At 70.5% G+C, this 25,058-nt stretch carries 25 protein-coding genes and 1 riboswitch; of the genes, 19 read left to right on the forward strand and 6 right to left on the reverse strand.

All coding sequences use genetic code 11. The features are described 5' to 3' along the window. Positions 1-2 precede the first annotated feature (2 nt). From RI138_RS24470 to RI138_RS24495, 6 genes are all read left to right on the forward strand, one after another. Complete coding sequence (locus tag RI138_RS24470) at positions 3-674, forward strand: potassium-transporting ATPase subunit C (RefSeq protein WP_311121631.1); 672 nt, start codon at positions 3-5, stop codon at positions 672-674. 98 nt (positions 675-772) lie between these two features. Continuing rightward, a complete protein-coding gene (locus RI138_RS24475) occupies positions 773-1,456 on the forward strand; it encodes a response regulator (RefSeq protein ID WP_311121632.1) in 684 nt (227 codons plus the stop codon). 33 nt (positions 1,457-1,489) lie between these two features. Continuing rightward, on the forward strand, positions 1,490-4,027 hold the full coding sequence (locus RI138_RS24480) for a sensor histidine kinase KdpD (RefSeq protein ID WP_311121633.1): 2,538 nt from the start codon (positions 1,490-1,492) through the stop codon (positions 4,025-4,027). Positions 4,028-4,232: 205 nt separating this feature from the next. Beyond that, on the forward strand, positions 4,233-5,264 hold the full coding sequence (locus tag RI138_RS24485) for a sodium:calcium antiporter (protein ID WP_311121634.1): 1,032 nt from the start codon (positions 4,233-4,235) through the stop codon (positions 5,262-5,264). Positions 5,265-5,630: 366 nt separating this feature from the next. Continuing rightward, complete coding sequence (locus RI138_RS24490; protein ID WP_311121635.1) at positions 5,631-5,849, forward strand: hypothetical protein; 219 nt, start codon at positions 5,631-5,633, stop codon at positions 5,847-5,849. A 99-nt stretch (positions 5,850-5,948) separates the two neighbouring features. Next, a complete protein-coding gene (locus RI138_RS24495; RefSeq protein WP_311121636.1) occupies positions 5,949-6,974 on the forward strand; it encodes a sporulation protein in 1,026 nt (341 codons plus the stop codon). 112 nt (positions 6,975-7,086) lie between these two features. On the opposite strand, the gene RI138_RS24500 is transcribed toward RI138_RS24495, so the two are convergent. The 4 genes from RI138_RS24500 to gcvT form a co-directional block, all read right to left on the reverse strand. Next, the gene (locus tag RI138_RS24500; RefSeq protein WP_311121637.1) at positions 7,087-8,472 is read right to left on the reverse strand and encodes an L-serine ammonia-lyase; all 1,386 of its coding nucleotides are present in this window, start codon (positions 8,470-8,472) and stop codon (positions 7,087-7,089) included. 173 nt (positions 8,473-8,645) lie between these two features. Next, the gene (gene glyA / locus RI138_RS24505; RefSeq protein WP_096626651.1) at positions 8,646-9,905 is read right to left on the reverse strand and encodes a serine hydroxymethyltransferase; all 1,260 of its coding nucleotides are present in this window, start codon (positions 9,903-9,905) and stop codon (positions 8,646-8,648) included. A gap of 18 nt (positions 9,906-9,923) precedes the next feature. After that, a complete protein-coding gene (gcvH, locus tag RI138_RS24510; RefSeq protein ID WP_018492303.1) occupies positions 9,924-10,301 on the reverse strand; it encodes a glycine cleavage system protein GcvH in 378 nt (125 codons plus the stop codon). 122 nt (positions 10,302-10,423) lie between these two features. Next, positions 10,424-11,539 (reverse strand): glycine cleavage system aminomethyltransferase GcvT, encoded by a 1,116-nt coding sequence (gene gcvT / locus RI138_RS24515; RefSeq protein ID WP_311121638.1) that lies wholly within the window; start codon positions 11,537-11,539, stop codon positions 10,424-10,426. Positions 11,540-11,716: 177 nt separating this feature from the next. After that, positions 11,717-11,814: riboswitch (glycine riboswitch) on the reverse strand. Between the two features lie 163 nt (positions 11,815-11,977). Between gcvT and RI138_RS24520 the strand changes: the two genes are divergently transcribed. From RI138_RS24520 to RI138_RS24565, 10 genes are all read left to right on the forward strand, one after another. Beyond that, the gene (locus RI138_RS24520; protein WP_096626653.1) at positions 11,978-12,676 is read left to right on the forward strand and encodes an AAA family ATPase; all 699 of its coding nucleotides are present in this window, start codon (positions 11,978-11,980) and stop codon (positions 12,674-12,676) included. Between the two features lie 85 nt (positions 12,677-12,761). Then, positions 12,762-13,532, forward strand: coding sequence for an enhanced serine sensitivity protein SseB (locus RI138_RS24525; RefSeq protein WP_096626654.1), 771 nt, complete (start codon positions 12,762-12,764; stop codon positions 13,530-13,532). A 193-nt stretch (positions 13,533-13,725) separates the two neighbouring features. Further along, complete coding sequence (locus RI138_RS24530; protein ID WP_096626655.1) at positions 13,726-14,472, forward strand: enhanced serine sensitivity protein SseB C-terminal domain-containing protein; 747 nt, start codon at positions 13,726-13,728, stop codon at positions 14,470-14,472. A gap of 220 nt (positions 14,473-14,692) precedes the next feature. Continuing rightward, positions 14,693-16,363: an ABC transporter substrate-binding protein gene (locus RI138_RS24535; RefSeq protein ID WP_311121639.1), complete on the forward strand. Its 1,671-nt coding sequence runs from the start codon at positions 14,693-14,695 to the stop codon at positions 16,361-16,363. Positions 16,364-16,448: 85 nt separating this feature from the next. Beyond that, on the forward strand, positions 16,449-17,453 hold the full coding sequence (locus RI138_RS24540; protein ID WP_096626657.1) for an ABC transporter permease: 1,005 nt from the start codon (positions 16,449-16,451) through the stop codon (positions 17,451-17,453). Position 17,454: 1 nt separating this feature from the next. Beyond that, positions 17,455-18,417 carry an ABC transporter permease gene (locus tag RI138_RS24545; RefSeq protein WP_311121640.1) on the forward strand — a complete coding sequence of 321 codons (963 nt, stop codon included), beginning with the start codon at positions 17,455-17,457 and terminating at the stop codon, positions 18,415-18,417. 6 nt (positions 18,418-18,423) lie between these two features. Then, complete coding sequence (locus RI138_RS24550; RefSeq protein WP_311121641.1) at positions 18,424-19,416, forward strand: ABC transporter ATP-binding protein; 993 nt, start codon at positions 18,424-18,426, stop codon at positions 19,414-19,416. Beyond that, positions 19,413-20,576 carry an ABC transporter ATP-binding protein gene (locus tag RI138_RS24555; protein WP_311121642.1) on the forward strand — a complete coding sequence of 388 codons (1,164 nt, stop codon included), beginning with the start codon at positions 19,413-19,415 and terminating at the stop codon, positions 20,574-20,576. The genes RI138_RS24550 and RI138_RS24555 overlap by 4 nt, the downstream gene beginning before the upstream one ends. 18 nt (positions 20,577-20,594) lie before the next feature. After that, positions 20,595-21,254, forward strand: a complete 660-nt coding sequence (locus RI138_RS24560) for a trimeric intracellular cation channel family protein (protein WP_311121643.1) — start codon at positions 20,595-20,597, stop codon at positions 21,252-21,254. Between the two features lie 62 nt (positions 21,255-21,316). Further along, positions 21,317-22,186 (forward strand): thioesterase family protein, encoded by an 870-nt coding sequence (locus tag RI138_RS24565; RefSeq protein WP_311121644.1) that lies wholly within the window; start codon positions 21,317-21,319, stop codon positions 22,184-22,186. On the opposite strand, the gene RI138_RS24570 is transcribed toward RI138_RS24565, so the two are convergent. Beyond that, positions 22,156-22,311 (reverse strand): hypothetical protein, encoded by a 156-nt coding sequence (locus tag RI138_RS24570; RefSeq protein ID WP_311121645.1) that lies wholly within the window; start codon positions 22,309-22,311, stop codon positions 22,156-22,158. The genes RI138_RS24565 and RI138_RS24570 overlap by 31 nt on opposite strands. 27 nt (positions 22,312-22,338) lie before the next feature. Beyond that, positions 22,339-22,986, reverse strand: coding sequence for a TetR family transcriptional regulator (locus RI138_RS24575; RefSeq protein ID WP_311121646.1), 648 nt, complete (start codon positions 22,984-22,986; stop codon positions 22,339-22,341). 129 nt (positions 22,987-23,115) lie between these two features. Between RI138_RS24575 and RI138_RS24580 the strand changes: the two genes are divergently transcribed. The 3 genes from RI138_RS24580 to RI138_RS24590 all read left to right on the forward strand — a co-directional run bounded on the left by RI138_RS24580 (position 23,116) and on the right by RI138_RS24590 (position 25,055). Then, positions 23,116-23,271 (forward strand): hypothetical protein, encoded by a 156-nt coding sequence (locus RI138_RS24580; RefSeq protein ID WP_311121647.1) that lies wholly within the window; start codon positions 23,116-23,118, stop codon positions 23,269-23,271. Between the two features lie 84 nt (positions 23,272-23,355). Beyond that, on the forward strand, positions 23,356-23,751 hold the full coding sequence (locus RI138_RS24585) for a hypothetical protein (RefSeq protein ID WP_311121648.1): 396 nt from the start codon (positions 23,356-23,358) through the stop codon (positions 23,749-23,751). A 134-nt stretch (positions 23,752-23,885) separates the two neighbouring features. Further along, complete coding sequence (locus tag RI138_RS24590; RefSeq protein ID WP_311121649.1) at positions 23,886-25,055, forward strand: cysteine desulfurase family protein; 1,170 nt, start codon at positions 23,886-23,888, stop codon at positions 25,053-25,055. Positions 25,056-25,058: the final 3 nt, after the last annotated feature.

Below are 25,058 nucleotides of genomic sequence, written 5' to 3' on the forward strand. Positions count from 1 at the left end.
CCATGACCAACAACGCCGTCAGCAACACCGCGCGCGCCCTCGGCGCCGGGCTCCGCGCCCTGCTCGCCCTGACTCTCGTATGCGGGGTGACCTATCCACTCGCCGTGACGGGCGTCGCCCAGACCCTGTTCAGCGACAAGGCCAACGGCTCCGAGACCACGGACAGCAGCGGGCAGGTCGTCGGCTCCTCCCTCATCGGCCAGCGGTACGACCTCCCGCTCAAGGAGGGGGAGGAGTCACCGGCCCCCGACCTGAGGTGGTTCCAGCCGCGGCCCTCCAACGGCCTCGGCTCCAACAGCGTCAACACCCAGTACTCGTTGATCCTCTCCGGCGCCACCAACCGCTCCGGCGACGACGAGGAACTGATCCAGTGGGTGAAGGACGCCAAGGCCGCCGTGGTCAAGGACAACTCGACCGCCACGTACCAGGTCGAGCCGGCGGACGTGCCGGCCGACGCCGTCACCTCGTCCGCATCCGGCCTGGACCCGCACATCTCACCCGCGTACGCGAAGCTCCAGGTCCAGCGGGTCGCCGACAAGAACGGGCTCGACGTCCAGCAGGTGGAGGACCTGGTCGCCGACCACACCACCGGCCGGGTCCTCGGCTTCATGGGGGAGCCCCGGGTGAACGTCCTCGAACTGAACACCGCGCTCAGGGACCTGACCCAGAACTGACCGATACGAGGTGGGGGACCGGACCCCGGTGGGGCGCGGACTCTCCGCGCCCCACCGGCCCGGTCGCCCGCCCACAACCAAGGAAAGGGCCACAGCCCATGCCCCGGGTGCTCGTGGTGGAGGACGACGCACAGCTGGTGCGCGCCCTCAGGATCAACCTCCAGGCGCGTGCCTACGAAGTCGAAGAGGCGGCCGACGGGGGGTCGGCTCTCCGGCTCGCCGAGATCCGCCGGCCGGACGCCATCCTGCTGGATCTGGGTCTACCGGACATGGAGGGCGTCGAGCTGATCAAGATGATGCGAGGAAAGAGCCGGGCACCGATCCTGGTCCTGTCCGCACGCCACCTGTCCGCGGAGAAGGTGCGGGCCCTGGACGCCGGAGCCGATGACTACGTGACCAAGCCCTTCAGCATGGACGAGCTGCTGGCCCGGCTACGAGCGGCCACACGGCGACGGCGGACGACCGCTGAGGCCGAAGCACCGACCGTCGTGACCACGGACGTGTTCACCATCGACCTGGTGGCGAAGAAGGTGCGGCGCGACGCCGCCACCGTCCGGCTCACCCCGACCGAGTGGCACCTGCTCGAAATCCTGGTCAGCCATCCCGGCCGCCTGGTGTCCCAGCGTGCGCTCCTGCGGGAGGTGTGGGGGCCCACGTATGCGGAGAACACCAACTACCTGCGGGTCTACATGGCCCAGCTGCGCCGCAAACTCGAAGCCGATCCCGCCCACCCGCGGTATCTGATCACCGAAGCGGGCATGGGCTACCGCTTCGAGCCCTGACGCCTCATCCAGCACGGAAGAACGAGAAACACCATGGGACGTGGAAAGCTGCGGATCTACCTCGGTGCGGCACCGGGCGTCGGCAAGACGTACGCGATGCTCTCCGAAGCCCACCGGAGGCTGGAGCGGGGCACCGAAGTGGTCGTCGGGTTCGTGGAGCACCACGACCGGCCCGGCACCGAGGTGATGCTGCACGGACTGGAGACCGTCCCACGTCACGAGCTGGACTACCGGGGCACCGCGTTCGCCGAGATGGACGTCGACGCGGTCCTGGAGCGTGCCCCGGCCGTGGCCCTGGTCGACGAGCTGGCGCACACCAATGTTCCCGGTTCGCGCAACGCCAAGCGGTGGCAGGACGTCGAGGAGCTGCTCAGGGCCGGGATCGACGTCATATCCACGGTCAACATCCAGCACCTGGAGTCGCTGGGCGACGTCGTGGAGTCGATCACCGGGGTCCGGCAGCGCGAGACGGTCCCCGACGAGGTGGTGCGCCGGGCCGATCAGATCGAGCTGGTCGACATGTCGCCCCAGGCGCTGCGCCGCCGGATGGCGCACGGCAACATCTACCAGCCCGACAGGATGGACGCCGCCCTCTCCAACTACTTCCGCCCCGGCAACCTCACCGCCCTGCGTGAACTGGCGCTCCTGTGGACCGCCGACCGGGTCGACGAGTACCTCCAGCAGTACCGGGGCGAGCACGACATCCGCACCACCTGGCAGGCCCGCGAACGCATCGTCGTCGGCCTCACCGGCGGACCCGAGGGACGCACCCTCATCCGCCGCGCCGCACGCCTCGCGGAGAAGGGCGCGGGCGGGGAGGTGCTGGCCGTGTACATCGCCGCGAGCGACGGGCTGAAGGCCGTGTCGCCGAAGGAGCTGGCCGTCCAGCGCACCCTGGTCGAGGACCTCGGCGGCACCTTCCACCACGTCATCGGCGAGGACGTGCCCTCGGCGCTGCTCGAGTTCGCCCGTGGGGTCAACGCCACGCAGATCGTTCTCGGTGTCAGCCGCCGCAGAGCATGGCAGTACGTCCTCGGGCCCGGGGTCAGCGCCACGGTCGCTCGCGAGTCGGGCCCCGATCTCGACGTCCACATCGTCACGCACGCCGCCGCCGCCCAGGGCCGCGGGCTACCGATCGCCCGCGGCGCCCGGCTCGGGCGGGCCCGGATCGTCTGGGGCTGGCTCGTCGGCGTCGCCGGGCCCGCCCTCCTCACCCTGCTGTTCAAGACCGTCGTTCCCGACCTCGGGCTCGCCAACGACATGCTGCTGTTCCTCACCCTCACCGTCGCTGCGGCTCTGCTCGGCGGCATGCTGCCCGCCCTCGCCTCGGCAGCCTTCGGCTCCCTGCTGCTCAACTACTTCTTCACCACGCCCATGCACCGCCTCACGATCTCCGACCCGAAGAACATCGTCGCCATCGTGATCTTCGTCGGTGTGGCCGTGTCCGTCTCCTCCGTCGTCGATCTGGCAGCCCGCCGTACCCACCAGGCCGCCCGGCTGCGCGCCGAGTCGGAGATCCTCTCCTTCCTCGCGGGCAGCATCCTGCGGGGCGAGAATTCCCTCGACGCCCTGCTGGAGCGGCTCCGGGAGACCTTCGCCATGGACTCCGTCGCCCTGCTGGAGCGCGACGGCGAGGTCGAGCCCTGGTCGTGCGCGGCGGCGGTCGGCGGCCCCCCGGTCGGCCGTCCCGAAGACGCCGACGTCGACATCCCTGTAGGAGACAACCTGGCTCTGGTCCTGAGCGGCCGGGCGCTGCGTGCCGAGGACCGCCGGGTCCTGGGCGCCTTCGCGGCCCAGGCGGTCGTGGCACTGGACCGGCAGCGGCTGGTCGGGCAGGCGGAGGAGGCGCGGAAGCTCGCCGAGAGCGACCGTTTCCGCACGGCTCTCCTCGCCGCCGTCAGCCACGACCTCCGTACGCCCCTGGCCGGGATCAAGGCGTCGGTGACCTCGCTGCGTTCCCACGACGTCGCCTGGTCGGAGACCGACCGCGATGCCCTCCTCGAAGGCATCGAGGAGGGGGCGGACCGGCTGTCCGCGCTGATCGGCAACCTCCTGGACATGTCCCGCCTCAACACGGGCACCGTCGTACCGCTGATCCGGGAGACGGATCTGGACGAGGTCGTCCCCATGGCACTGGGCGGTGTCCCCGAGGGCAGCGTGGAGCTGGACATCCCGGAGACCCTGCCGATGGTCGCCGTCGACCGTGGCCTGCTGGAACGCGTCGTCGCCAACATCGTCGAGAACGCGGTCAAGTACAGCCCGGAGCACCGCCCCGTCCTCGTCTCCGCCAGCAGCCTGCACGACCGGGTCGAACTCCGCGTCGTCGACCGCGGACCCGGCGTCCCCGACGCGGCCAAGGGACACATCTTCGAACCGTTCCAGCGACTCGGAGACGCCCCACGAGGTGCTGGAGTGGGGCTCGGCCTGGCGGTCGCGCGGGGCTTCACCGAGGCCATCGGCGCCACCCTCACCGCCGAGGACACCCCGGGCGGAGGCCTCACCATGGTCCTCACCCTGCCCCGGACCGCCACCGGACCACCCGCTTCCCCCGTCGGCCACGGTGCTCGGTGACCTGGTGGATTCGAGCCACGGGAGGGGCTGAGTCCGCATGTCTGTCCTCATGTCCGCGGAACTGTGAAGTCGGGGAGTCCCTCGACGAACCCGGCCTGCCGCTTGTCCCGGTGCGGCGGGCGGTAGGTGTGGAGCGAGTGGCACGTGGTAAGAGAGAGTCGGCTACTCTCCGCTACCTCGTATCGCTGAAGGGTTCTGTGCTCACATGCTGACCGACGTATGGCCGTTGAGCTGGAGCGTCGGAATCTTCCTGCTGGCCATGGCCGTCACCGTGGTGTGCAGTATCCGGCTCGCAGGGGTGGGCGACACCCTCGCCGACCGCACCGGCTGGGGAGAAGCCCTGTTCGGCGCGGTGCTGTTCGGCCTGGTGACATCCCTCTCGGGCATCGTGATGACCGCGGTCAGCGCCGCCGCGGATCAGCCGGACCTCGCGTACAGCAACGCTGTGGGCGGTATCGCGGCACAGACCCTCGCGCTCGTCGTCGCCGACGCCTTCCTGCGGAGAGTGAATCTCGAACACGCCGCCGCTTCGCTGCCCAACATGCTGTTCGGCTGCCTGTTGATCGGCTTGTTGGGCATCGCCCTGATGGCCACGTTCAGCCCATCGGTCACCGTTCTGGGCCTGCACCCCGCGTCCGTGGTGATGGTGGCCTTCTACGTCGGGGGTCTCCAGCTCATCCGTTCCTACGGCGAACCGATGTGGCGGGCGGTGCCCACGAGGGAAACGGTTTCCGACGTCGCGAGCGAAGACACCGAGGGACTCGCCGGTCACAGGACATCGCGGCTCTGGAGCGAGTTCCTGGCCGTGGCGGCCCTCGTCGTGATCGGAGGGTGGGCGGTGGCCCGCGCAGCGGAGGGCATCGTCGAACACACCGGCCTGAGCGCCGGATTCGTCGGGGCCCTGTTCATGGGCCTGGTCAACGCCCTCCCGGAAACGGTCACGTCCATCGCGGCCGTCCGCCGCGGAGCCGTCACCCTGGCCGTGGCCGCCATCGTCGGCGGAAACTGCCTGGACGCCCTCAACCTCGTCGTCGGTGACATCGCCTATCGAGGCGGTTCTCTGTTCCACGCCGCCAACCTGGACGAGCTGTTCCTCACGAGTGGTGCGCTGGTCATGACAGCGGTCCTGCTCGGGGGGCTGCTCGTCCGCCAGAAGCGCGGCTGGCTCAGGATCGGCTTCGACGGGATCCTGCTCATCACCATCTACGTGAGCACCATTGCCGTGCTTGCCTTCTGACGGCCGCGATCCGCCCCACAGCGCTCACAGCGGCATCGAGCCACCGGGCCCGGCGTCCGCCTGCCGCCGCGACGATGCAGGGCGACGAGGCTCGAACAGCACGGCTCGATCTGCCACAACTGCCGCACCGCGGACCCCTCCTGACGACCACTGCGCATGGGAGCCAGGACTGCTCCGGCCCCCAGGGCCACCTGCTCGTGCCGTAGCCGCGTCCGCCATACGGAGGTTCCGATTCAAGCACTCCACGGCCGTCTTCCTTCTATGCTCTACATGTTTGTAGATTGCGCGCCGGCGGGGCGGAGGTCCGCAACTCCGGGGCGTGGATTCGCGTGCTCCGTGGGGCGCGCCATGAGGAGGGGAACGAGCATGGCTTCGATCGATCTGGACAAGGTGCTGGACAAGGCGTGGGCGGACAAGAGCCTGCCCGAGGTGCTGGCGGCGCCGGTGTCCGCTCTCAAGGGAGTCTCGGACCGGCAGGGCGACCTGCTCAAGGAAGCGTTCGGCATCAAGACCGTCGCCGACCTTGCCAAGTTGAAGTACGTCGGCTGGGCGCAGGCCCTGGCCGCGCTGGACGAGGCCAAGTAGCCCTCCCCGCTGTCGGAACAAGTGGTGCCGCGGACCGGGCCTTCCCCGCGGCACCACCCCCGTACGAACCACACACGCAAGACGAAGGAGAACGCCACGATGGTGTTCAAGCGACTGCTCGGCTCCATGGGGGTCGGCGGCCCGTCCGTGGACACGGTCCTCGCCCCCGGGGCCGCGCTGCCCGGTGGGGGCTTGACCGGGGAGGTTCACCTCAGCGGAGGTCGGGCCGACTTCGACATCGAGCACATCACGCTTGAGCTTCTCGCCCGTGCGGAGGCCGAGCACGACGACGGCGAGCAGGAGGGCATGGTGGTCTTCGAGCGATTCGTCGTCGGCGGTGGCTTCCGCCTGGCCGAGGGCGAGCACCGCACGGTGCCGTTCGCGATCACGCTGCCCTGGGAAACCCCCGTCACCGAGCTTCACGGCCAGCCGCTCGGCATCGTCCTGGGAGTGCGCACCGAGCTCGCGGTGGCCGGTGCCAAGGACCAGGGCGACCTCGACCCCCTCGCGGTCCGCCCCCTGCCGGTGCAGGAGGCGATCCTGGAGGCCTTCGGGCAGCTCGGCCTCGGCTTCAAGTCCGCGGACCTGGAGTACGGCCGGATCCACGGCACTGGTCAGCAGTTGCCGTTCTACCAGGAGATCGAGCTCACCCCGCCCCCGCAGTACGCCGACCGGATCACGGAAATCGAGGTGACCTTCCTGGCCGACCCCGCGGGTATGGAGGTCATCCTGGAGGCCGACAAACGAGGCGGCCTGTTCTCCGACGGCCACGACGCCCTGGGCCGGCACCGCGTCAGTCACGATGACACGGATCGCTGCGACTGGAACGCGACGGTCGGCTCCTGGGCCAGCCAGCTGGCCGATGCCCACTCCGTCCGAGTTTCCCACCATCCGTACGGGCACGGCGACCTGTACGACCACCACGTTCACAAAGACGAGCACAGCCACCACGGACACGACGGGCACCACGGCGGCGAACGGTCCGGTCCCGGCATGGGCACCGTCGTCGCTGCCGGTGCGGCGGGCCTGGCCGTCGGCGTGGTCGGCGGGATGGTCGCCGCCGAAGCCGTCGACGAGATCGGCGACTTCTTCGAAGGCGACGACGAAGAGGGCGAGGAGGCGTAAGCCGTCCTGCTTCGACGGAGCCTACGGGGTGGGCGCGGGCGGCGGGCGGGTCGCCAGCCACGGGCCCTGACAGCGCCGAAAGATGAAAACGCGCTGGTCAGGGCCTATGGCCTCAGCACTCGATGATGTTCACCGCGAGGCCGCCGCGCGCGGTCTCCTTGTACTTCACGCTCATATCGGCCCCGGTCTCCTTCATCGTCTTGATGACCTTGTCCAGGGATACCTTGTGGCTGCCGTCGCCCCGCAGCGCCATCTTCGCGGCGGTCACCGCCTTCACCGCCGCCATGCCGTTGCGCTCGATGCACGGGATCTGGACGAGGCCGCCGACCGGGTCGCAGGTCAGGCCGAGGTTGTGCTCCATGCCGATCTCGGCGGCGTTCTCCACCTGCTCGGGGGAGCCGCCCAGGACCTCCGCCAGGGCACCGGCCGCCATCGAGCAGGCCGAGCCGACCTCGCCCTGGCAGCCGACCTCGGCGCCGGAGATCGAGGCGTTCTCCTTGAACAGCAGGCCGATCGCCCCGGCGGCGAGGAGGAAGCGGACGACGCTGTCCTCCTTCTCCGCCTCGGTGCAGCCGTGGGACGCGAAGTTCATGTAGTAGTGCAGGACGGCGGGGATGATGCCCGCGGCGCCGTTCGTGGGGGCGGTGACGACACGGCCGCCCGCCGCGTTCTCCTCGTTGACGGCCATCGCGTAGAGGGTGATCCACTCCATCGCGTGGGCCTGCGGGTCGCCCTCGGCGCGCAGCTGGCGGGCCGAGTTCGCGGCGCGGCGGCGGACCTTCAGACCGCCGGGCAGGATGCCCTCGCGGGACATGCCGCGCGAGACGCAGGCCTGCATGACGCGCCAGATGTCCAGCAGGCCGGAGCGGATCTCCGCCTCGGTGCGCCAGGCCAGCTCGTTCTCCAGCATCATCGAGGAGATGGAGAGGCCGGTCTCCCGGGCGAGCCGCAGCAGCTCGTCGCCGGTGCGGAAGGGGTGCCGCAGAACCGTGTCGTCCGGGACGATCGGGTTCTCGCCCGCCACCGCGTCCTCGTCCACGATGAAGCCGCCGCCGACCGAGTAGTACGTCTTCTCCAGGACCGGGGCGCCGTCGGTGTCGTACGCGAAGATCGTCATGCCGTTGGCGTGGTACGGGAGCGCCTTGCGGCGGTGCAGTACCAGGTCCGCGTCGAAGTCGAACGGGATCTCGTGCATGCCCAGCAGGTTGATCCGGCCGTTGCCGCGGATCTCCTCGACCCGGGTGTCGGCGTTCTCCACGTCGACGGTCTGGGGCGACTCGCCCTCCAGGCCGAGCAGGACCGCCTTGGGCGTGCCGTGGCCGTGGCCGGTCGCGCCGAGGGAGCCGTAGAGCTCGGCCCGTATCGAGGCGGTGTGCGCGAGCAGGCCTTCGTTCTTCAGGCGGCGCGCGAACATCCGGGCGGCGCGCATCGGGCCCACCGTGTGGGAGCTGGACGGGCCGATACCGACCGAGAACAGGTCGAAGACCGAGATGGCCACGGGAGGACTCCTTGGGGGTTGGTAGACGCCGTTGTCTGCCGGGTGGTGCGGGGGACAAGCGGGGCGAGAGCGGGTCAAGAAGGATGCGGGGGGGACAAGGGGCGGGGCACCGCGCTCACTCTCTCCAGTGTGCGCGGTGCCCCGCCCGCATGTGCGGTACCGCAGGCCAGGTGCTACTTCAGGCCGGGGTACAGCGGGAACTTCTCGGCCAGCGCGACCACGCGGGCCTTCAGGTCGTCCGCGTCGTAGGACGGCTTGAGGGCGGACGCGATGATCTCGGCGACCTCGGTGAACTCCTCGGCGCCGAAGCCGCGGGTGGCCAGCGCCGGGGTGCCGATCCGCAGGCCCGAGGTGACCATCGGGGGACGCGGGTCGTTCGGGATGGCGTTGCGGTTGACCGTGATGCCCAGCTCGTGGAGCCGGTCCTCGGCCTGCTGGCCGTCCAGCTCGGAGTTGCGCAGGTCGACCAGGACCAGGTGCACGTCGGTGCCGCCGGAGAGGACGGAGACGCCGACCTCGGTGACGTCCGGCTGCACCAGGCGCTCGGCCAGGATGCGGGCGCCGTCCAGGGTGCGCTGCTGGCGCTCCTTGAACTCCTCGCCCGCCGCGACCTTGAACGAGACCGCCTTGGCCGCGATCACGTGCTCCAGCGGGCCGCCCTGCTGACCGGGGAAGACCGCGGAGTTGATCTTCTTGGCGAGCTCCTGGGTGGAGAGGATCACGCCGCCGCGCGGACCGCCGAGGGTCTTGTGCGTGGTGGTGGTGACGACATGGGCGTGCGGCACCGGGTTGGGGTGCAGCCCGGCCGCGACCAGGCCCGCGAAGTGCGCCATGTCGACCATCAGGTACGCGCCGACCTCGTCCGCGATACGGCGGAAGGCGGCGAAGTCCAGCTGGCGCGGGTAGGCGGACCAGCCGGCGACGATCAGCTTCGGCTGGGACTCCTTGGCGAGGCGCTCGACCTCCTCCATGTCCACGGTCCCGCTCTCGTCGACGTGGTACGGGACCACGTTGTAGAGCTTGCCGGAGAAGTTGATCTTCATGCCGTGGGTCAGGTGACCGCCGTGGGCCAGGTTCAGGCCCATGATCGTGTCGCCCGGCTTGAGCAGCGCGAACATCGCGGCGGCGTTCGCCTGCGCGCCGGAGTGCGGCTGGACGTTCGCGGCCTCGGCGCCGAACAGGGCCTTGATCCGGTCGATCGCGATCTGCTCGACGACGTCGACGTGCTCACAGCCGCCGTAGTAGCGGCGGCCCGGGTAGCCCTCGGCGTACTTGTTGGTGAGGACGGAGCCCTGCGCCTCCATGACCGCGACCGGGGCGAAGTTCTCCGAGGCGATCATTTCGAGGGTGGACTGCTGACGGTGGAGCTCGGCGTCGACGGCGGCGGCGACGTCCGGGTCCAGCTCGTGGAGGGAGGAGTTCAGAAGCGACATCAGGGGGTCCCTTGGGTCTCAGTTGCCGGAGAACGCGGTGTACTCGTCGGCGGAGAGCAGGTCGGCCGGCTCCTCCGTGACGCGCACCTTGAACAGCCAGCCGCCCTCGAAGGGAGCGGAGTTCACCAGCGAGGGGTCGTCCACGACGTCCTGGTTGAACGCCGTCACCTCACCGGTCACCGGCGAGTACAGGTCGCTGACGGACTTGGTCGACTCCAGCTCGCCGCAGGTCTCGCCCGCGGTCACCGTGTCACCGACCTCCGGGAGCTGGGCGTAGACGACGTCACCGAGCGCGTTGGCCGCGTACTCCGTGATGCCGATCGTGGCCACGCCGTCCTCGACGGCCGACAGCCACTCGTGCTCCTTGCTGTACCGCAGCTGCTGGGGGTTGCTCATGACCTGAATTCTCCTGTACGCGGGGGAGTGCTGATGAACGGTGGTCTTACGGTGTGAGACGGAGGTACGTCACTTCCGTGACGTCCGAGCGCGGGTGGGGAAGCCCGGTTTCTTCCGGGATATCACTTCTGGCGCTTGTAGAACGGCAGCGCGACGACCTCGTACGGCTCGTGCGTGCCCCGGATGTCCACGCCCACGCCCTCGGTGCCCGGGGCGGCGAAGGCCGCGTCCACGTACGCCATGGCGATCGGCTTGCCCAGGGTGGGGGAGGGGGCGCCGGAGGTGACCTCGCCGATCACCTTGCCGTCGGCGACGACCGAGAAGCCCGCGCGGGGTACCCGGCGGCCCTCGGCGATCAGCCCGACCAGCTTGCGCGGCGGGGCGGTCTCGGCGCGCTCGGCGGCGGCGGCCAGGGCCTCGCGCCCGACGAAGTCGCCCTCCTTCTCGAACTTCACGACCCGGCCAAGGCCTGCGTCGAACGGGGTCAGCGCGGTCGTCAGCTCGTGCCCGTACAGCGGCATGCCCGCCTCCAGGCGCAGCGTGTCACGGCAGGAGAGCCCGCACGGGATCAGGCCGTGCGCCTCGCCGGCGTCCGTCAGCGCCCGCCACAGCCGCTCGGCGTGCTCGGGCGCGACGAAGAGTTCAAAGCCGTCCTCGCCGGTGTAGCCGGTACGGGCGATGAGCGCCGGGACCCCGGCGACCGTGCCCGGCAGGCCCGCGTAGTACTTCAGCCCGTCCAGGTCGGCGTCGGTGACCGACTTCATGATCGCGGGGGACTCGGGGCCCTGGACCGCGAGCAGCGCGTACGCGTCCCGGTCGTCGCGCACCTCGGCGTCGAAGCCCTCGGCGCGGGCGGTCAGCGCGTCCAGCACGATCTGGGCGTTGCCCGCGTTGGCGACCACCATGTACTCGGTCTCGCCCAGCCGGTAGACGATCAGGTCGTCGACGATCCCGCCGTCCTCCTGGACGATCATCGTGTAGCGGGCCCGGCCGTTGCCCACGGTGGCGATGTTGCCCACCAGCGCGTAGCTCAGGAAGGCCGCGGCCTCCGGGCCGGTGACGGTGATCTCGCCCATGTGCGACAGGTCGAAGAGCCCGGCCCGGGTCCGTACGGCGTTGTGCTCGTCGCGCTCACTGGCGTACCGCAAAGGCATGTCCCAGCCCGCGAAGTCGGTCATGGTGGCGCCGAGTGAGCGGTGCAGGGCGTCGAGGGCGGTGAGACGGGGGGCAGTGCTCATGGGCAGTGGCTCCAGGGCATGACGACGTCAGGACGGAATCCTCCCCATCTGTCATCGGAACCTGAGAGGTTCGCCGATAGCCCCGCAGGGGGTATGCCCCGGAAGAGGGCGCCCGGTCAGGGGCCTCGGCTTGCACCTTGGGTGGAGCCGCCGAAGCGGCCCGCTTTTCAGATCTGCCTCATCCACGCGGTACGGGGCCTGAGAGATTCAAGGGAGGATCTTGCTCCTTCGGCGCCCGGCTCACACTGTGGCCGGAACTCTCCCGCGCGGATTCGAACGGCCGGTATGCAGTTGGCGGGGTCATCATCGCACGCATCGCGGCGGAGTGGGGAGGCCGGTCCGTGGCGATGTGCGAACCGCGGCGACGGTTGTGCCGCCTTGCCGATTCTTTACACTTCAGGTGCAGGCGGGGGTGGCCCGACAGCAGGGGGATGGGCGATGACGTTGCAGTGGTCGGCACCGACCGCGGGAGTGGCGCACGACGCGATGCCCGCACAGCCCGGCGCACCGGCGCAGGAGCTGCTGAACGACCGCGCGCCGGTGGTACGCGATCTGCGCGGTCGCTCCGGAGACTCCCCCGACAGCCTCGATTTCACCGCCGGGGACATCGTGGTCGTCTCGGGCCTCCCCGGCAGCGGAAAGTCGACTCTCATCCGGCGGACCGTGCAGGGGGACGCCGTCGACTCCCAGAACACCCGGGACAGCTGGGCCGCCGCCCTTCCACGCTTACTCCCCTACGCCCTGTACCGCCCTCTGGTGCGCGCCACCCACTACCTCGGACTCCGCAAGGCCCTGCGCGCCGGCGCGTCCGTCGTCGTGCACGACTGCGGCACCCAGGCCTGGGTGCGCCGCTGGCTCGCCCGGCACGCCGCCGGCCGAGGCCGCACCCTCCATCTCATCCTGCTCGACGTGACCCCCGAGGTGGCCCGGCAGGGGCAGCGCGAACGCGGCCGCGGAGTCTCCGGTTACGCCTTCGCCCGCCACCGGCACGCGGTGGCCCGGCTGCTCGCCGACGTCGAACAGGGGCTGCTGCCCGCGGGGTGCACCTCGGCGGTACTGCTGGACCGCGAGGCCGCGGGCGCGCTCGACCGGATCACCTTCACGCAGGCCGAGGCCCCGCCCGCCCGATCCGGTTAGGGTGCTGGCCGGAGAGCTTCACGGCAGCGGCCGGGGAGCGACGGCCGCGACCCGGGCCGAGACGGCTGAGAGAGGCACAGAGGCAGTGGACATTCCGGCACCCGTCCCGGCACACCCCCAGCAGGGGTGGCCCGCCAACGAGCTCGAAGAGGTGCTGACCGCCTCGCTCGGCGTCGATGACGCGGGCGGCCGCCTCGTCGAGGTGCTCGGCCGCAGCTCCGTGTGGGTGCCGTTGCCCAACGGCGGCACCCCCGCCAGCGCCGACCTCGACCTGCCGATGATGGAGATCGACGGGGCCGCCTTCGTCCCCGTCTTCAGCTCCGAGGGCCAGTTCCTGAGCTGCGTCGGCAGCCATATGTCCTTCGCCGTGGCGCCCGCCCGTGACTTCGCCCGGGGCCTGCCCCCGCAGGTCGGCATCGCCGTGAACCCGGGCGGCGCCGTCGGCATACCGCTGCCGCCGCCCGCCGTCGCCGAACTGTGCCGGGCCGGACGCACCGCCCTGGACGGACCCGCCACCGGCGGCCGGGTCCGGCTGTACGAGCCGGACTGGCAGCACGACCCGGTCGACTTCCTCACCGCCGTCTCCGAGGAGTTCGAGGCCTCGGGTGTGGTGAGCACCGCCCGCCGCGCGCTCGCCAGCATCGAGGGCGGCGACCCCGTCCTCTTCGTCGGCGTCGAGTTCGCCACCTGGGACGGGGCGGGCCAGAGCGCTCCCATGGACGCCCTCGGCCGCGCGCTCGGCCGCGTGGAGGTGCCCTGGCCGGTGAACCTGGTCCTGCTGGACGTGGCCCAGGACCTCGTCGGCGACTGGATGCGCGAGAAGGTGCGCCCGTTCTACCGGCGCGAGGGCCACTGACCGCGAGCGAAGGCGCCCGCGTGCCGACGATGCCGGACCGTGGCGTCAAGCCGGTGTCTGAAGCGGCGCATAAGCTGGTTTGATGGCGAAGCCGCTCCCGTGGGCCCGGAGCGGCGTGAATCCGATGGAACGACGAGGGGCGGGACCCAGGGTGAGTGCGTCGGGCACTGCGGCGGCAGGGCAGGTCGAGCACATGCTGCGCCAGGTGACCCCCGGGCGGTACGACAGCTACGAGGCGCTGCTCGCCGCCCTCGCCGACGGCCGGATCTGGATGCTGCTCTGGCACGGCACAGCCGGTTCACCCGACGCCCAGTACGGCAACATGGAGATCGACGGCCTGGGTTACGCCCCGTGCGTCACCTCCGCCCAGGAGCTCTCCGCCAGCGGCTGGAACCGGGCCCACGAGCTCGTCACCGGACGCGAGATCGCCCGCGCCCTGTTCCCGGACCGCTGGGGCATCTGGCTCAACCCGCACGCTCCCGGCGGCGGCGTCGGCGTCCCCTGGCTCGACCTGCGCCGGATCGCCACCGGCCTCGACCGGCTGCCCGCCGGGCCGCTCCGGCTGACCGAGCCCGCCATCGAGCTCCCGCAGTTCTACGCCCTGCTCACGCAGAACGCCCACCGCACCGCCGCGGTCCGCTCCCTGCGCCGCGCCTGGGTCCACCCCGCGGTCGGCGTCCCGTATCTCGCCATCGGCCTCGACCTCTACGACACCGGCCGCGCCTCCGTCGAGGCGGTGCGCGCGATGATGCGGGAGTCGGTCGGCGCGGTCCCCGACGGGCTGCCGGTCTCCACCGTCGCCATGTCCGACGAGTACGACCCCGTGGCGATGTGGCTGCACGCCAACGCGCGCCCCTTCTACGACCGTGAGGCGCACGCCCCCGCGGGCTCCCCGCCCGTCGCCGCCCCCGGTTACGGATATCCGCCCCAGCACCGCTGAGCTGCGCCGGAGGCGTGCGAGGTCCAGGCCGCCGGGGTGAACTTCCCCAGATGTCCGGCTTGTTAACTCCGGGCGGGAGGATGTCCCGTAACTGGACGGTTTGTTAACTGTCCGGGTCTCGACTAGGTCTCACCGCTATCCGGACTGTTCTCTTGCGGTGTACCCCGTCTGTAGTGTGCGGCCATCAAACCTCACCACATGGCGAACCAGGGGTGGACCCATGCGCATATTCAAGTCCCGGACTGCCCGGGCGATCACGACAGCGGTCGCTGTCGGTCTGATCGCCACGGGCTGTTCCAGCGAGCGGGACGGGGGCGAATCCAAGGGGGGAGACAAGGACACCTTCGTCTTCGCCGGATCCGGTGACCCCGGTTCCCTCGACCCCGCCCTCGCGAGCGACGGCGAAACGTTCCGAGTCACCCGCCAGGCCTTCGAGGCGCTGCTGGAGCACGAGCCCGGCGGCAGCAAGCTCGTCGGCGGTCTCGCCGAGAACTGGGAGAGCGACCCGGCCGGCAAGGTCTGGACGTTCAACCTGCGCGAGAACGTGAAGTTCCACGACGGCGAGGCGTTCAACGCCGCCGCGGTCTGCGCGAACTACGACTACTGGTTCAACTGGAAGGGCACGTACCAGTCCAGCGCGGTCTCCTACTACTGGCAGAGCATCATGGGCGGGTTCGCGAAGAACGAGGACCCCGAGACGCCCAAGCCGAACTACAAGTCCTGCACCGCCAAGGACGAGAACACGGCCGTCATCGAGGTGAACGAGCCCTCGGCGAACCTGCCGGGCGGATTCTCCCTCCAGGCGCTCGCGATCCACTCGCCGAAGGCGCTCAAGGAGTACGCGAAGCAGGACGCGACCGCCAAGGGCGACGCGATCACGTACCCCAAGTACAGCCAGGAGGCCGGCACGGTCGCCGGTACCGGCCCGTACAAGATCGTCAAGTGGAACAAGGGCAACAAGGAAGTCTCCCTTGAGCGCTTCGACGGCTACTGGGGCGACAAGGCCAAGGTGAAGAACCTGGTCTTCCGCACCATCTCCACAGAGGAGACCCGCCGCCAGGCCCTCCAGGCCGGTGACATCGACGGCTACGACCTGGTCGCCCCGGCCGATGTGACGACGCTGGAGAAGCAGGGTTACGAGGTCCCGACCCGTGACGTCTTCAACATCTTCTACGTCGGCATGAGCCAGGGCGCGAACCCGGCGCTGAAGAAGCCCGAGGTCCGTCAGGCGATCACGCACGCCATCGACCGCGAGAACCTCGTCAACACCCAGCTGCCCGAGGGCGGCAAGGTCGGCACCCAGTTCATGCCCGACACGGTCGCCGGCTACTCGGACAAGGTGAAGACGTACCCGTTCGACACCGCCAGGGCGAAGGACCTCCTCAAGCAGGCCGGTGAGGAGAAGCTGAGCATCGACTTCTGCTACCCGACCGAGGTCACCCGCCCGTACATGCCTGCCCCGCAGGACCTGTTCGAGCTGATGAAGGCCGACCTGGAGAAGGCCGGCATCACGGTCAAGCCGAAGGCCATGAAGTGGGCCCCGGACTACCTGGACGCCACCGAGGCCGGCTCCTGCGCCCTGCACCTGCTCGGCTGGACCGGTGACTTCAACGACGGCTTCAACTTCATCGGCACCTGGTTCGCCGGGCCCGACAAGCAGTGGGGCTTCAAGGACCAGAAGGTCTTCGACGCCGTGAACGCCGCTTCCAGGGCCACCGACTCCACCGAGCGCACGGAGGCCTACAAGAAGGCCAACGAGGTGATCATGGAGTACGTCCCGGGCGTGCCGATCTCCTCGTCGCCGCCGGCCATCGCGTTCGCCAAGAACGTCAACCCGCCGAAGGTCTCCCCGCTGACGCAGGAGAACTTCGCCGAGGTCTCCTTCAAGTAATCGCACACCAGCGGGTCCGCCCGGCCACAGCAGTCAGGTGGCCGGGCGGACCCGCATCGACGCACGTGAGAAAGGGGCATGCGGGGTGCTGCGACTCGTCGTAAGAAGACTTCTCCAGCTCATTCCCACCCTGCTCGGCCTGTCGGTTCTGCTGTTCCTCTGGCTGAACCGACTGCCCGGCGGGCCCGCCACAGCGATCCTGGGCGAGCGGGCCACCGAAGCCGAAGTGGCGAGAATCAACCGCGCACTCGGGCTCGACGAGCCGGTGCACGTCCAGTACTGGCGCTTCCTCAAGCGCATCTTCGAGCTCGACCTCGGAACCTCCACCCAGACCGGGCAGCCGGTGTGGGACGAATTCACCCGCGCCTTCCCCGCCACCGTGGAGCTGAGCCTCGCGGCGATCCTGATCGCCGTCGTCGTGGGCATTCCGATGGGCTACCTCGCGGCCAAGCACCGCGGGGGCTGGCTGGACGTGGCCTCCGTCTCCGGATCACTGCTCGGCATCTGCATCCCGGTCTTCTTCCTGGCCGTGCTGCTGCGCGGGATCTTCTCCGTGAACCTGGGCTGGTTCCCGAGCCAGGGCCGGCTCGACGCCGGAATCAACGCCACCGACGTGACCGGATTCGCCGTCCTGGACGGTCTGTTGACTGGTGAGTTCGACGCGAGCTGGGACGCGATCATGCACCTGGTCCTGCCCGCCGTCGCCCTGGCCTCCATCCCGCTCGCCGTCATCGTCCGGATGACCCGCGCCAGCGTCCTGGAGGTGCTCGGCGAGGACTACATCCGCACCGCCGAGTCCAAGGGCCTGGACAAGGGGACCGTGCGCGGCCGCCATGTGCTCCGCAACGCGCTGCTGCCGGTGATCACCGCGGTCGGCCTGCTGACCGGCAGCCTGCTCTCCGGCGCGGTGCTCACCGAGTCCGTCTTCGACTTCGGCGGCCTCGGCTCCTTCATCCGTACCGCGATCGACGGCCGTGACTACCCGGTCCTCGTCGGGTTCATTCTCTTCATCGCGATGGTGTACGTGTTCATCAACCTTCTGGTCGACCTCGCGTACAGCATCATCGACCCGAGAGTGCGGGTGCACTGACGTGACGATCCTGACCAACAAAGCAGACAAGATCGACCGCCTCGCGGAGCTGACCCAGAGCTCGGAGACGGTCACCGGAACCAGCCTGTGGCGCGAGGCGTTCCGCCGGATGCGCTCCAGCAAGATGGCGATCATCGGCGCGGCGATCATCGGCGTGTTCGTCCTCGTCGCCGTCGTCGGACCGTTGCTGGCCCCGCACGGGCCCACCGCGCAGAACTGGCGCAGCGAGGTCTTCCCGAACCAGGGCAAGTTCATCGGCATGCGCGGCGAGAACTGGTTCGGCCTGGACCACCTGGGCCGCGACATGTTCTCCCGCTGGCTCGTCGGGGCCCGGCAGACGCTGCTCGTCGGTGTGGTCTCCATGCTCATCGGCCTGGTCGTCGGCGCTCTGGTCGGTGTGCTCTCCGGGGCCGCCGCCACCCTCGGCGGCAAGGTCGGCCAGCGCGTCGACACCGTGGTCATGCGCTTCACCGACATCATGCTGTCGCTGCCGTCCCTGCTGCTGGCGGTCTCCATCGCCGCGGTCCTCGGCCAGTCGCTGACCACCGTGATGATCGCCGTCGGTGTCGTCCAGATCCCCATCTTCGCCCGCCTGCTGCGCGGTTCGATGCTGGTGCAGGGCGGCGCGGACTACGTGCTCGCCGCGAAGGCGGTCGGCATCCGGCGCAAGCGGATCGTGCTCACCCAGATCCTGCCGAACTCGCTGAGCCCGGTGATCGTCCAGGCCACCCTGAGCCTCGCCACGGCGATCATCGAGGCCGCGGCCCTGTCCTACCTGGGCCTCGGCAACCCCGACCCGGCCGTTCCCGAGTGGGGCGTGATGCTCGCCCAGGCGCAGCGCTTCTTCGACAACGACCCGATGATGGCGGCCTACCCGGCCATCGGGATCATCATCACCGCTCTCGGCTTCACCCTGCTCGGCGAGGCACTGCGCGAAGCCCTCGACCCGAAGTTGCGAGGCTGAAGTCCCATGTCACTGCTCTCCGTTGAGGAACTCAGCGTTACCTTCACCGCCCGTGGCCGCAAGGACGCCACGGCCGTGGACGGCGTCTCCTTCGAGGTCGACCAGGGCCAGGTCGTGGGCCTGGTCGGCGAGTCGGGCTGCGGCAAGTCCGTCACCTCGCTCGCCCTGATGGGGCTGCTGCCCCGCAAGGGCGTACGGGTCGGCGGCCGTGCCGAGTTCGACGGCCGGAACCTGCTGACCATGAGCGAGCGGAACCTGCGCGACCTGCGCGGCAGCCAGCTCGCGATGATCTTCCAGGACCCGTTGTCCTCGCTGAACCCGGTCGTCCCCATCGGCATCCAGGTCACCGAGATCCTCCAGCGCCACCGCGGGCTGAAGGGTGAGAAGGCCCGGAAGGAAGCCGCGTCCCTGCTCGACCGGGTCGGTATCCCGGACCCGGCGCGGCGGCTCAAGGAGTACCCGCACCAGCTCTCCGGCGGTATGCGCCAGCGCGCGCTGATCGCCATGGCGGTGGCCTGCGCGCCCCGCCTGCTGATCGCCGACGAGCCGACGACCGCCCTGGACGTCACCATCCAGGCGCAGATCCTGGAGCTTCTGAAGGAGCTGGTCGACCAGGAGGGCACCGCCCTCCTGATGATCACCCACGACCTGGGTGTCGTCGCCGGGCTCTGCGACGAGGTCAACGTCCTCTACGCCGGACGGGCGGTGGAATCGGCGGCCCGTCGCGAACTGTTCGCCCACCCCACCCACCCGTACGCGCACGGGCTGCTCGGCTCCATCCCGCGCCTGGACGCGCCGCGCGGCGAGCCGCTGCACCCGATCCGCGGGTCCATCAACGACAAGATCGCCTGGGCCGACGGCTGCGCGTTCGCACCCCGGTGCGACCACTACACGATGGAGTGCCTGACCGGCACCCCCGAACTGACCGAACCACGCACGGCCGGACACCAGGTGCGCTGCGTCAACCCGGTCCTGCCCAAGGCGGAGGTCCCGGCATGAGCCTTCTCGAACTGGACGGCGTCAAAGTCCACTTCCCGGTCAAGAAGGGCCTCTTCTTCGACCGTACGGTGGGCCACGTCTACGCGGTCGACGGCGTCTCGCTGAGCGTCGAGGCCGGTCAGACCTACGGGCTGGTCGGCGAGTCCGGCTGCGGCAAGACGACGCTCGGCCGGGCGGTGCTGCGGCTGAACGACATCACCGAGGGCGGGGTCGTCTTCGACGGCACCGACCTGGCGAAGCTGCCGTCCGAGGAGATGCGCGCCTTCCGCCGCCGCCTCCAGATGGTCTTCCAGGACCCGCTGGGCAGCCTCAACCCCCGGCAGAACATCGAGTCGATCCTGGCCGAGGGCATGGCCGCCCACGGCATCGGCAAGGACCAGGCCGAGCGCCGGGAGAAGATCAAGGACATCCTCGCCAAGGTCGGCCTGCCGGCCAACGCGATGTCCCGCTACCCGCACGAGTTCTCCGGCGGCCAGCGCCAGCGCATCGGCATCGCCCGCGCCCTGGTGCTGGAGCCGGACGTGATCATCTGCGACGAACCGGTGTCCGCGCTGGACGTGTCGGTGCAGGCACAGGTGATCAACCTGCTGGAGGAGCTCCAGGAGTCCCTCGGCCTGACCTACCTGGTCATCGCGCACGACCTCGCCGTGGTCCGGCACATCTCGGACGTCATCGGGGTGATGTACCTCGGCGGGCTCGTCGAGGAGGCCCCGAGCGACGCCCTGTACGCGAAGCCCCGGCACCCGTACACCAAGGCGCTGATGTCGGCCGTCCCGGTGCCCGACCCCGAGGTCGAGGACCGCCGCGAGCGCATCCTTCTCCTCGGGGACCTGCCCTCCCCGGCGAACCCGCCGGCCGGCTGCCGCTTCCACACCCGCTGCCCGTGGGTGCAGGAGACCAAGTGCGCCACGGAGCGCCCGCCGCTGCTGGACACCGGCGACGGGCACAAGGTGGCCTGTCACTTCACGGCCGAGATCGAGGCCGGAACGGTGAAGCGGAATCCGGCGACCGGGACCGATGCGGTCACCGCCGGGGAAGCGGTGGCGGCGGGGGTCTCGGAGGGGGATGTCCCCGCGGGCTCCGCCGAGAAGCCCGCGCCCGTGCCGGCCCAGTCCGACGCGGGAGGGGCCGAACGGGCGGAGGGCAGCCCCACCTCCTAGGACCGGCACAATTGTCCGGTGCTCACCGAACTGTTCACGCCCTCCGTCCTGCATACGCTCGACATCGCCGGGATCTTCGTCTTCGCGATCTCGGGCGCCCTGCTCGCCGTACGCAAGAACTTCGATGTCTTCGGCATCGCGGTCCTCGCCGAGGTGACAGCGCTGGGCGGAGGGCTGTTCCGTGACGTGATGATCGGCGCGATCCCGCCCGCCGCCTTCACCGACCTCGGCTACTTCATCACCCCGCTGTTCGCCGCGGGCCTGGTCTTCTTCCTCCATCCGCACGTGGAGCGCATCCAGGTCGGCGTCATGGTCTTCGACGCGGCCGGGCTCGGCCTGTTCTGCGTGACCGGCACGGTCAAGGCGTACGAGTACGGCCTCGGGCTCACCGCGTCGGCCGCGCTGGGCCTGGCCACCGCGGTCGGCGGCGGTGTGCTGCGCGATGTGCTGGCCAACGAGGTGCCCTCGCTGCTGCGCTGGGACCGCGACCTGTACGCGGTGCCCGCGATCGTCGGCGCGACCATGGTCGTCCTGTGCATCCGCTTCGACACCCTCAACGCCTTCACCAGCGGCATGGCCGTGATCGCCGCGTTCGTTCTGCGACTGCTGGCGCTGCGCTTCCACTGGCGGGCGCCGCGTGCGTACAACCGCTCCTCCGCACGGGCGGAGGAGGCCTGAGGGCTGTGATCGGCGCCCCAAAAAGCTACCGCTCAGTAATGCATCCCTGTACCGTGCATGCCATGGCACAGGCAGCGACAGAGGCGGCGCAGACCGCCCGGGCAACCATCGGCGACAGCGAGTTCGACCGGGACACCGCGGTCACCCTGCGCGAGGAGGGTGTCTACGACGCCGAGCTCTCCGCGGGCTGGACCATCATCCAGGCCGTCAACGGCGGCTATCTGCTGGCCCTGCTCGGCCGCGCCCTCGGCCAGGCCCTGCCGCACCCCGACCCGTTCTCGGTCTCCGCGCACTACCTCACCGCCTCCGTCCCCGGCCCCGCCGTCATCCGGACCCAGACCGTCCGTACCGGCCGCACCCTCTCCACCGGACAGGCCTCCCTCTTCCAGTACGCCGAGGACGGCAGCGAGATCGAGCGCATCCGGGTCCTGGCCACCTACGGCGACCTCGACACGCTCTCCGGCGACGTCCGTACGACGGCGCTCCCGCCCGCCATGCCCGACCGGGACCACTGCCTCGGCCCGAGCGACGGGGCGCCCCGGATTCCCGGCAGCTCCGCCATCACCGAGCGCCTCGACATCAAGCTCGACCCGGCCACCGTCGGCTGGGCGGTCGGCGCCCCGTCCGGCAAGGGCGAGATGCGCGGCTGGTTCGGCCTGGCCGACGGCCGCGACCCGGACCCGCTCTCGCTCCTGCTCACCGTGGACGCCCTGCCTCCGACCTCGTTCGAGCTGGGCCTGAGCGGCTGGACGCCCACCGTCGAGCTGACCACCCACGTCCGCTGCCGCCCGGCCCCGGGCCCGCTGCGCGTCTCCATCGCCACGCGCAACCTCGCGGGCGGCTTCCTGGAGGAGGACGCGGAGGTCTGGGACAGCGCGGACCGGCTCGTCGCCCAGTCCCGTCAGCTCGCCAAGGCCCCGCGCACGGCATAGTCCGGACCGGCCCGGCGGCCCTCGGGGGGCAACCCGGCCGCCCGCTCCGCGTACAGCGCCCACTGGTCCGTGTGGCCCCAGCGCTCCTCGGCCCAGCCGGGCTGCCGGCCGGACCCGAAGATCAAACCGTGGGGCCTCCTGTTACGGGAGGGTCAAGCGCGGCCGACGCCGTTCGTCCACCCCTCGTCGAGCCAGTGCGCGCGGCCGATCGTGACCAGCCGCAGCCGCCGCCGGGCCACCCGTATGACCTCCCGCTCGCGCGCCGGTCCGGCTTCCAGCAGGGCCGACGCGGTGATCACCATGTGGTCCACATAGAGGCCGCCCAGCATCAGCAGGTCCTCCTCGCTCCACCCGGCCGCCTCCGGCTCCTGGCCGAGCGCCCATGCCACCTCCTCCGCGAACCGCAGCAGCTGGGCGGCGATGGCCGCGCGGACCGGGCCCACGCCGCCGTGCTGCTCGCGGGCGATGAAGCGGAAGTGGGCGGGCTGCGCGCCGACGTGGCGTGCGATCACCTCCACGCTGCGGTCCAGCCGCTCCTCGCTGTCGCCCGTCTCCGCGAGGACCGCGCCGATCAGCCCGTGCAGGCTGCCCAGGGTCTCCTCGACCAGGGCGACGCCGAGCGCGGCGGTGTCCTCGAAGTGCCGGTAGAAGGCCGTCGGGGTGACCCCGGCGGCCCGGGTGACCTCCCTCAGCCCCAGGCTGCTCAGGCTCTGGTGCTCCAGCAGCACGAGCGCCGCGTCCAGGAGGGCCTGGCGCGTTCTGAGTTTCTGGGTCTGGCGGATTCCGGCGGTGTGACTCATGCCATTCAGTAAACAGTTGTTCTCCGAGTCGAGGAAGAGGTGAGGGGTTTAGACTCGTGGGTCAGTGAACACTCGTACTCCGAATGGCCTTTGTCGTCGTACAGAGCCGTCGCATAGAGAGGTTCCGCCGTGCTTTTCCTCGTCGTCGCGCTGCTTCTGCTGGGGGTCGTCCTCGGGGCAGTCGCCCATCTCCCGCTTCCGCTGTCGCTGGCCGCCGCCACGGCGATCGGCTGCTGGCTGCTGGTCTTCGCCGTGCGGGAGCGCCTCGCGCGACGCACCGGCTGAGGCCTCGCTCCCCGCCCGCACCTGTACCCGCACCCGCACCCGCCGAGCCTGCCGTGTCCCGTCCGATCCGAAGGAGCTCGCACCATGACCTCGACCCTCACGGACTCCACCCGCCGCGTCACCGCCGCCGACACCGAAGCCGCGCCGCTCGGCTCGACCCCGGCCCGCGTGCCGGACGCGGCTGAGCACGCGACGGACGCGAAGGGAGCGAAGGGTGCGAAAGCGGGTGCCTCGCCTGCCGTGGGCCGGGAGGCGGACGGGCTGGCCGTCGCCTCGTTCGTGCTCGGCCTTGTCGGCCTGCTGGTCTTCAACCTCCTGCTCGGGCCCACCGCGATCGTGATGGCGCTCCTCGCCCTGGCCCGCCGCACCCGCCGACGGGGCCGAGCCTTCCTCGGTCTCGCCCTGGGCGTCGCCGACCTCGTGGTGCTCGCCGTCCTGATCACCGCCAACGGAACGGCCGCCTGGAGCCTTGGCGGTTGAAGCGGCTGGGGCAGCTGGGGTGGCCGAATCGGCTGGGGCGCGGCTGAGACGGGGCCCGTGCCGGCGCGCGCGGGCCCCGGGCCGTGACGCGCCCGCCGTGCGCCCCACCCCGGGCTCGTAGAATCAGCCCCACCATGGCTTACCTCGACCACGCCGCGACCACGCCGATGCTTCCCGAAGCGATCGAGGCGATGACCGCCCAGCTGTCCGTCACCGGTAACGCGTCCTCGCTGCACGCCGCCGGACGCCGGGCCCGCCGTACCGTCGAGGAGTCCAGAGAAGCCCTCGCCGACGCCCTCGGCGCACGCCCCAGCGAGGTGGTCCTCACCTCCGGCGGCACGGAGGCCGACAACCTCGCCGTCAAGGGCCTCTACTGGTCCCGCCGCGACGCCGACCCCCGCCGCACCCGGGTCCTCACAGGTCCCGTCGAACACCACGCCGTCCTGGACGCCGTCGACTGGCTCGCCGAGCACGAGGGCGCGACCGTCGACCATCTCCCCGTCGACCGCTACGGCCGGGTCCACCCCGACGACCTCCGCGAGGCGATCCTCCGCAACCCCGACGACATCGCGATGATCACCGTGATGTGGGCCAACAACGAGATCGGCACGATCATGCCGGTACGTGAACTGGCCGCGGTGGCGGCGGAGTTCTCCATCCCCATGCACGCCGACGCGGTCCAGGCCTTCGGTCAGCTGGAGGTCGACTTCGCCCGCTCCGGACTGGCCGCGATGACGGTCAGCGGTCACAAGATCGGCGGCCCGTTCGGCATCGGCGCGCTGCTGCTGGGCCGCGACCACACCCCCGTACCCGTTCTCCACGGCGGCGGCCAGGAGCGCCATGTGCGCTCGGGCACCCTGGACGTGCCCGCCGTCGCCTCCTTCGCCGTGGCCGGACGGCTGGCCGCCGAGCGACGCGAACACTTCGCCCGGCGCGTCGGCGGACTGCGCGACGACCTCGTCGCCGCCGTGCGCCACGCCGTCCCGGACGCCGTCCTCGGCGGCGACCCGGACCCGGCCGGGCGGCTCCCCGCCAACGCCCACTTCAGCTTCCCCGGCTGCGAGGGCGACTCGCTCCTGCTGCTGCTGGACGCCCAGGGCATCGAGTGCTCCACCGGATCGGCCTGCACCGCCGGGATCGCCCAGCCCAGCCACGTACTCCTGGCCACCGGCACGGACCCGGACCTGGCCCGGGGGACTCTGCGCTTCTCGCTCGGCCACACCTCGACCGAGGACGACGTCAAGGCGCTGGCCCAGGCGATCGGCCCGGCGGTGGAGCGGGCGCGGACGGCCGGGCTCAGCTGAGGG

Source organism: Streptomyces durocortorensis, assembly GCF_031760065.1.
GTDB lineage: Bacteria > Actinomycetota > Actinomycetes > Streptomycetales > Streptomycetaceae > Streptomyces.